At 73.0% G+C, this 7,156-nt stretch carries 6 protein-coding genes; 2 read left to right on the top strand and 4 right to left on the bottom strand.

Translation table 11 applies throughout. The annotated features are described in order from the left end of the window. Nucleotides 1–99: 99 nt before the first annotated feature. The 4 genes from ACFXB5_RS12980 to ACFXB5_RS12965 form a co-directional block, all read right to left on the bottom strand. A complete protein-coding gene (locus ACFXB5_RS12980) occupies nt 100–858 on the bottom strand; it encodes an AIM24 family protein (protein ID WP_385206261.1) in 759 nt (252 codons plus the stop codon). A gap of 16 nt (nt 859–874) precedes the next feature. Then, the gene (locus ACFXB5_RS12975) at nt 875–1,558 is read right to left on the bottom strand and encodes an AIM24 family protein (RefSeq protein WP_014054765.1); all 684 of its coding nucleotides are present in this window, start codon (nt 1,556–1,558) and stop codon (nt 875–877) included. Between the two features lie 11 nt (nt 1,559–1,569). Then, the gene (locus ACFXB5_RS12970; RefSeq protein WP_385206258.1) at nt 1,570–3,264 is read right to left on the bottom strand and encodes a TerD family protein; all 1,695 of its coding nucleotides are present in this window, start codon (nt 3,262–3,264) and stop codon (nt 1,570–1,572) included. A 159-nt stretch (nt 3,265–3,423) separates the two neighbouring features. Next, nucleotides 3,424–4,053, bottom strand: a complete 630-nt coding sequence (locus tag ACFXB5_RS12965) for a M48 family metallopeptidase (protein WP_385206255.1) — start codon at nt 4,051–4,053, stop codon at nt 3,424–3,426. A 206-nt stretch (nt 4,054–4,259) separates the two neighbouring features. Here ACFXB5_RS12965 and ACFXB5_RS12960 point away from each other — a divergent pair, with 206 nt between their 5' ends. Continuing rightward, complete coding sequence (locus ACFXB5_RS12960) at nt 4,260–5,471, top strand: ThiF family adenylyltransferase (protein WP_385206253.1); 1,212 nt, start codon at nt 4,260–4,262, stop codon at nt 5,469–5,471. Nucleotides 5,472–5,545: 74 nt separating this feature from the next. After that, a complete protein-coding gene (locus ACFXB5_RS12955; protein ID WP_385206251.1) occupies nt 5,546–7,000 on the top strand; it encodes an ABC1 kinase family protein in 1,455 nt (484 codons plus the stop codon). Nucleotides 7,001–7,156 lie beyond the last annotated feature (156 nt).

Below are 7,156 nucleotides of genomic sequence, written 5' to 3'. Positions count from 1 at the left end.
TGCGCGTCGTGTCGTGTCCGGGCTGCGCGTGGGGCGGGGGGGCGCGGCGGCCCCCGGGGGGCGCCCCCCCCCGCCGTGGTCCATCAGCGGTGACCTCGGTCAGTTGCTGAAGATGTTGCCCTGGTTCTGACCGCGGGCGCCCTGCTGGCCCATGCCGAACTGCGCGGCCATACCGCCCCCGACCACCGCGTTCTGCGGCGGGAGCAGCTCGCTGGGCTGCACCAGGGCGTAGCCCTGGCCGAGGAAGCTGAGCTCCCAGCCCTCGCCGGTGTTGCCGCGCCGCCGCCAGACGCCCGAGGAGTGCGTCTGCGCCTGCATCTGGACCCGCAGCGAGCTGGACCAGGCGACGATGGCGTCCGCGTCGGCGTTGACGTACTTGTCCGGGGTCACCTGGAGCAGCAGCGGCTGCCCCGAGGTCATCAGCGCGACCTTGCCCTGGCCGGAGATGTTGAGGTTGTACTTGCCGGACCCGGAGATCCCGAACTGGCTGTCCACCGCGATCGACTCCCAGTGCAGCGTGGAGTCGATCGCGAGCACATAGGAGCTGTCGACGGTCAGCCCGTCGTGGTCCACGTCCATCACATGGATGTGCTGGGCGAGGTTGGCGAGGTAGACCGTGCCCTGCCCGGAGCAGCGCATCAGGTCCAGGCCCTCACCGGTGCGGCTCCGGGCCCTGCGCTGCCCGGGCGTCTGGTACTCGCCGTCGAACTCGATGAGCCCCTGATAGGCGACCATGCTGCCCTTACGGGCGAGCACATCCTCATGGCCGCTCAGGGCGACCCGCAGCAGATGCGGGTTCTGGAGCGCGTAGCGGTCCTGCGTCTGGGTCTCGGTGAAGGCGAAAAGCGGGCTCTGCATCTGGTGTCCCTCCCCCTCAGCCCCGGGCCCGGAGCCGGTCGGTGCTGTCCTCACTGGGCTGTACGACGACGAAGCCCTGCCCGGAGAAGCCGAGCTGATACGCCTCGCCGCTGCCCCGGCCGATCAGGGACGACGCCTTGAAGCTGCGCTTGCCCTTCACCTTGAGCCCGGAGGACCAGGCCACGAGCGCGTCCGGGTCCACATAGGTCTCGTCCTCGCCGCGGCCGCAGTCGACCACGATGGGGGTGCCGCGGGAGGTCAGGGCGACCCAGCCGGTGCCGGAGACGCCCACGTTGAACAGGCCCTGCCCGGCGAACTTGGCGATCCCCTTGACGCGTTCGACGCCCCACTGGAGGTGGGCGTCGAAGGCGAGGAGGTTGGTGCCGTTGACCGAGAGCGCGTCGCCGTTGAGGTTGATGCAGACGACGTTGGCCCCGTAGTCGGCGAGGTAGAGCAGCCCGTCGCCGCTGCACCGCATCAGCGGGGCACCCTCGCCGGTCAGCCACTGGGAGGCCATCTGCCGTACCGCGGGCGGGTTGGGCTCGTACTGGACGAAGCCCTCGTACGCCACCATCGAGCCGGTGCGGGCGAAGAGGTCCTGGCCGCTCTGCATGGCGACCTTGAGCATGCTGGCGCCGTGGTTCTCCATACGGGCGGCGACCGGGGCGGGTGCGAAGCCCGAGATCATTTGCTGGTCCATAGCGGGCTCCCTCAGACCTCGTAGGGCTGGACGACGATGAAGTTGCCGGGCGCGCCACGGAACTGGAGGTTCACGGTCTCCCCGCTGTGGCCGGGGTAGGCGCTGCGGCGCAGCCGCACCTGGCTGGAAATGATCACCTGGGCTCCGGCGGACCACGCCACGATGGCGTTGCTGTCGGCGAAGGTGGTCGGGGTGACGGGGAGGACGACCGGCGTGCCCTCGGTCTTCACCACGACGGTCCCGGTGCCCTGGAACTGCATGGTGAACAGCGCGCCACCGGGGATGCCGTGGCCCTCGATCCGGCGCACCTCGTGGTGCAGCGACTCGTCGAAGGCGAGCACGTTCTCGGCGGAGACGCAGATGGCGTCGCCCTGGAGCTCGATCGGGTGGAGCTCGGCGGCGTTCTCGGCGAGGAAGACCTGGCCCTGGCCGGTGCAGCGCATCAGCTGCATCTCCTGGCCGGTCGCATTGCCGACGATCCGGCCGCGGAAACCGGCGCCCTTATAGCTGAAGTCGACCTTGCCCTGGTAGAGCACCATCGTGCCCTGGCGGGCGAGCACGGGCTGGCCGCCGACCCCGAGGTCGACCCGCATCAGCCGGGGGTTCTGCGGAGTCCAGCGCTGGCCGGTGGGCGCCTCGCGGTACTTGGCGAGCGCGGCCTGGAGCCCGGGCGCGCCACCGCCCTGGGGGACGCCGCCCATGGGCTGCGGCTGACCGTAAGGAGCGGGCTGGCCCGGCTGGCCGGGGTAGGGCTGGGCCGGCGGCTGGCCGTACGGCGCGGGGGCGGGCGGGGCCTGGCCCGGCTGCTGGCCGAACGGCGGCTGCTGGCCCGGGAACTGGCCCGGTGGCGGAGGTGGCGGCACCTGACCCGGGGGCGGCACCTGGCCGGGGGGCGCGATGGGTGCGGCGATCGTGGGGGCGCCATGCATCTGCGGGGTGCCGGGGGCGGGCGGCTGACCGCCCTGCGGGGGCGTGCCCTGGGGCGTACCCGGAGGCGGCGTTCCCTGAGACGGCCCCTGGGGAGCGCCGAAGGCGGGGGCGGGCTGCGGGGCGGGCGGGGTGGGGGCCGACGGGGCAGGGGCACCGGCCGGGGGTGCGAAGCCCGGTGCGGGGGCGGCCTGGCCGGGCGGCGCGAAGCCGGGCGTGGCGCCCTGGGCGGGCGCGGGGGCGGGCTCCTCCTCGGCCACCTCACCGCCGAAGTTCTTGAGCAGCGCGTCCAGTCCCCCGTCGAAGCCCTGCCCGACGGCGGCGAACCGCCAGACGTCCTTGAGGTAGAAGTCGCCCAGCATCACCGCGCGTTCGGTGCTGAACTCCGAGCCGGTGAAGGAGTACCGGGCCACCTCCTCGCCGCCCGCGACGATCCGCAGGTAGCCGGGGCCGACCTGCGACATCTGCCCGGCGCCGTCGATGGTCGCGGTGAAGGAGAGCTTCTGGATGGCGGACGGCATGCTGTCGAGCGTGACGCGGAACGAATCCGTGTCCCCGGCCTGCGGCCCGAGCTGCTGTATCGCTTCTTCAGGGGACTTCGGCTGGTTGAAGAAGATGAAGTAGCGGTCGTCCGACAGCCGCTCGTTCGCGTCGAGACCGAAGCAGCTGATGTCGAAGGTCAGGCCGGGTCCGGCGATCTGCACCCCGACGTACAGATCCCTCCCGGCCGTCAGATCACTGATCCTGGCCTTGTGGCCGCGCTGGAATTCCCTGGCCATACGTTAGGACCGTCCCCCATCGCCGTACCGGTGTGTGCGTTTCGCGCCAGGCTAGCCGCTGCCGCCGACTATGAGCGACGCCGGGAACCAGGATGTGGTTCCCGCGCGGCCCGGGGGCTCCCGGGGGCTGATCCTCTCACTCCCCCGGGCGCGGTCGCCTTACGGCTGGTCGTCCGGGGGCCCGGAGAGGTGCGGCAACCGTGCGGCGGCGACCACCCCTTCGAGATAGCCCCGCGCCCGCTCGGTCCGCGGATACGCCTCCAGGAGCTGCCAGAAGCGACGGCCGTGCCCCGGCACCAGCAGGTGGGCCAGCTCGTGGAGGAGCACATAGTCCACGACGTACTCCGGCATGCCCTGGAGCCGGTGCGAGAGCCGGATGCTGCCCTCGGCCGGGGTACACGACCCCCAGCGGGTGTTCTGGTTGGTGACCCAGCGGACGGAGTCGGGCCGGGCCCGCCCGCCCAGGTACTGACCGGAGAGCCACTCGGCGCGGGCGGCCAACTCCGCGTCGCCCAGCATCCGCTTGCTCTCCTGGGCGGCCAGCTTCTCCAGCATGACGCCCACCCAGCGCCGCTCCTCCGCCTCGGACATCCGGGCGGGGATGAGGACGACGGTGCGGTCGCCCTCGCGATAGGCGGAGACCGTCCTGCGCCGCCGGGTGCTCCGGCGGACCTCGACCGCGCTCGCGTCGGAGCCTCGGCTCTGCGGGCTCGGGACGGTGCTCGGTGCGCTCGCGGCGCTGCGGGAGACGTTCTGTCCCGAAGTGCGAGGGGGCGGGTCGGCGGACACGCCCCGACGTTACCCGCTGGCAGCCGGGGAAGTCCCGCCCCGCCGATGGTTGCGGACCGAACCACTCCACGGTGTGCACGGCTTGTACGACCGGCGTTCGTACGACTTATTCCACTGCCTGTGGACAACGCGCTGCGGGGTCCGGGCGCCGCCCCGCATGCTGAAGGCGGTTCAACGGAAAGCACATCAAACGGGGGGGAACGGCGATGCATCCGATGCTCAAGCCCGCGCTGCGGCGCGGCTGGCGGAGCCGGGACACGGTGCAGTTCGGGGTGGCCCGGGCGCATGCGGTGGTGATGGGGCCGGTGGACACGGCCACGGGCAGCTTTCTGGAGTTGCTGGACGGCACCCGCGGTCTGCCGCTGCTGCGGCAGGAGGCCCGCGCCATCGGGCTGCCGGAGGGGCGGGCCGACGCACTGGTGGACCGGCTGGCGGCGGCCGGACTGCTGGACGAGCCGAGGGACGGCGGCGAGCCCGCCGCGGCCCTGGACCGGCTGCGGCCCGACGCGGGAGCGCTGTCGGTGCTGCATCCCGAGCCCGGAGCGGCGGCGCGGCTGCTCGCCGCGCGACGGGCGATGCGGGTGCAGGTGCGGGGCGCGGGCCGGGTCGGTGCGGCGGTCGCGGCCGCGCTGTCGGGCTCCGGGGTCGGCCGGGTCGATGTGGTGGACGGCGGCTGTGTCGAGCCCTGGGATGTGGCTCCCGGCGGGCTGTCGGCCGAGCAGATCGGGGAGCGCCGGGATCTGGCCGCGCGCCGCGTGGTGCGCCAGGCCGCGCCCGCCCCGCTCCCCCGCCGGTCGGCACGCCTGCGGACCTCCGCGGCAGAGCGGGCCCCTTCGCGAAACAAGGTCCCTTCCCGAGAGCAACCCCTCTCGGGAGAGCGGACCGCCTCGGGAGGGCGGACCGGCTCGGCCGAGCCGGGGCTGGCGCTGGTGGTGATCGCCCCGCGTGACGGCCTCGCGGCGTACGCACCGGATCCGGAGCAGACCCGGCCGCTGCTCGCCTCCGGCACACCCCATCTCTATGCGGGAGTCATCGAGGCCACGGGGGTGGTGGGCCCACTGGTGGTGCCGGGGATCACGCCCTGCGCGGGCTGCGCCGCGGCGGGCCGTGCCGAGCGGGAGCCGGTCTGGCCGCGGATGCTCGCGCAGTGGCGGTCCGGGCGCCGGCGCACCGCCCCGGCCTGTGACACGGCGCTGGCGATGGTGGTGGCGGGGCTCACCGCGGTGCAGGCGCTGGCCTTCCTCGACGGCCGCCCCTCCGGGGGCGCGGGGGTCCGGTGGGAGCTGGCGCTTCCCTCGCCCGTCTGGGACGCGCGCCCGATCGAAGCACATCCCGGATGCGGCTGTGGAGCTGCCGGGGAGGAGGATGCCGTATATGCCTCGGCCGCAGAGGCACCGCACGCGACAATGTCCGGGTGACCCACGTCCGCGGAGTGGGCACGGGGGCCCGGGGGCCACCTTCCGGGATGGCACGGCTGTAGTTGGAGGGGCGCATGACCGATCTGCCGCGCAAGGCGATCACCCGTACCGCCAAACTGGCGGCGCTGCCCTTGGGATTCGCGGGGCGCGCCACATGGGGGCTCGGGAAGCGGATAGGGGGACGGCCGGCGGAGATCGTCGCACGCGAGGTGCAGCAGCGCACCGCGGAGCAGATGTTCAAGGTCCTCGGCGAGCTCAAGGGCGGAGCCATGAAGCTCGGACAGGCCATGTCGGTCTTCGAGTCGGCGCTGCCCGAGGAGATAGCCAGGCCCTACCGGGCGGCCCTGACCAAGCTCCAGGAAGCGGCCCCTCCCATGCCCAGCCGCACGGTCCACACGGCGCTGGAGGAGCGGCTGGGCCCGGACTGGCCGGAGCTGTTCCAGGAGTTCGACGACAAGCCGGCGGCGGCCGCCTCGATCGGGCAGGTGCACCGGGCGGTCTGGCACGACGGGCGCACGGTGGCGGTCAAGGTGCAGTATCCCGGGGCGGGCGAGGCGCTGCTGTCCGACCTCAGCCAACTGAGCCGGTTCGCCCGGGTGCTGGGGCCGCTGGTGCCAGGGCTGGACGTCAAGCCGCTGATCGCGGAGTTGCGTGAGCGGGTCGCCGAGGAGCTGGACTACGAACTGGAGGCGGCGTCCCAGCGGATCCATGCGGAGGAGTACGCACAGGACACGGAGATCGTGGTGCCCGAGGTGGTGCACCAGAGCGATCAGATACTGGTCACCGAGTGGCTGGAGGGGGTGCCGCTCTCCGAGGTGATAGCCGACGGCACCCAGGAGGAGCGGGACCGCGCCGGGCAGCTGCTGGCCCGCTTTCTCTTCTCGGGGGCGTCCCGCACCGGGCTGCTGCACGCCGACCCCCATCCGGGGAACTTCCGGCTGCTGACCGGTCACGCCCCGGACGGGCCGCCGGAGCGGTGGAAGCTGGGCGTTCTGGACTTCGGTTCGGTGAACCGGCTCCCGGGAGGGCTTCCGGAGCCCATCGGCATCGCGCTGCGCATGGCGCTCGAGAACGACGCCGCGGGGGTCTATGACCTGATGCGCGGGGAGGGGTTCGTCAAGCCGACGATCGAGCTGGACCCGGATGATCTGCTGGACTTCCTGCTGCCGATGCTCGAACCGGCCCAGGTCGACGCGTTCGTCTTCGACCGGCAGTGGCTGCGCAGCCAGGCGGCGCGGGTGGCCGACCGTCACTCCCCCGTCTATGAGCTGGGCAATCAGCTGAATCTGCCGCCCGCCTATCTGCTGATTCACCGGGTGACGCTGAGCACCATCGGGGTGCTGTGCCAACTGGGTGCCACGGTGCGGATGCGGGATGAGCTCGAGGCATGGGTTCCCGGCTTCGCCGCGGACCCGGAGTCCGAGGACCTTGCCGAAGAGGACGCCCAAGAAGGCCCCGCGGCAGACGCCGGCGAAGAGGCCTCGGACGGCGCCGAGGAGGAGTGGGAGGCCGCGGAGACCTCGGCCTGAGCTGGGGCACCTCGGGATAGCCGAAGGGGGGGGGGGCTGCGGGGCGCCCCACCCGGGGCCCCCCCCCCCCGCGGCGGGTCCCGCGCCCCCCCCCCGGCGGTAGGGGGCACCCACACCCGGGCGGGGGGGGGGGGGGCATCCCGCCCCGCCCCCCAC

It is taken from the genome of Streptomyces sp. NPDC059455 (genome assembly GCF_042750115.1).
Lineage (GTDB): Bacteria > Actinomycetota > Actinomycetes > Streptomycetales > Streptomycetaceae > Streptomyces > Streptomyces endocoffeicus.
The sequence above is the reverse complement of the archived record's forward strand: the minus strand, read 5'-3'. Positions and strand labels throughout refer to the sequence as shown.

Coding starts and splice junctions, on each gene's coding strand:
- ACFXB5_RS12980 (WP_385206261.1), bottom strand. CDS start 858: ATGCAGAGCCCGCTTTTCGCCTTCACCGAGACCCAGACGCAGGACCGC.
- ACFXB5_RS12975 (WP_014054765.1), bottom strand. CDS start 1,558: ATGGACCAGCAAATGATCTCGGGCTTCGCACCCGCCCCGGTCGCCGCC.
- ACFXB5_RS12970 (WP_385206258.1), bottom strand. CDS start 3,264: ATGGCCAGGGAATTCCAGCGCGGCCACAAGGCCAGGATCAGTGATCTG.
- ACFXB5_RS12960 (WP_385206253.1), top strand. CDS start 4,260: ATGCATCCGATGCTCAAGCCCGCGCTGCGGCGCGGCTGGCGGAGCCGG.
- ACFXB5_RS12955 (WP_385206251.1), top strand. CDS start 5,546: ATGACCGATCTGCCGCGCAAGGCGATCACCCGTACCGCCAAACTGGCG.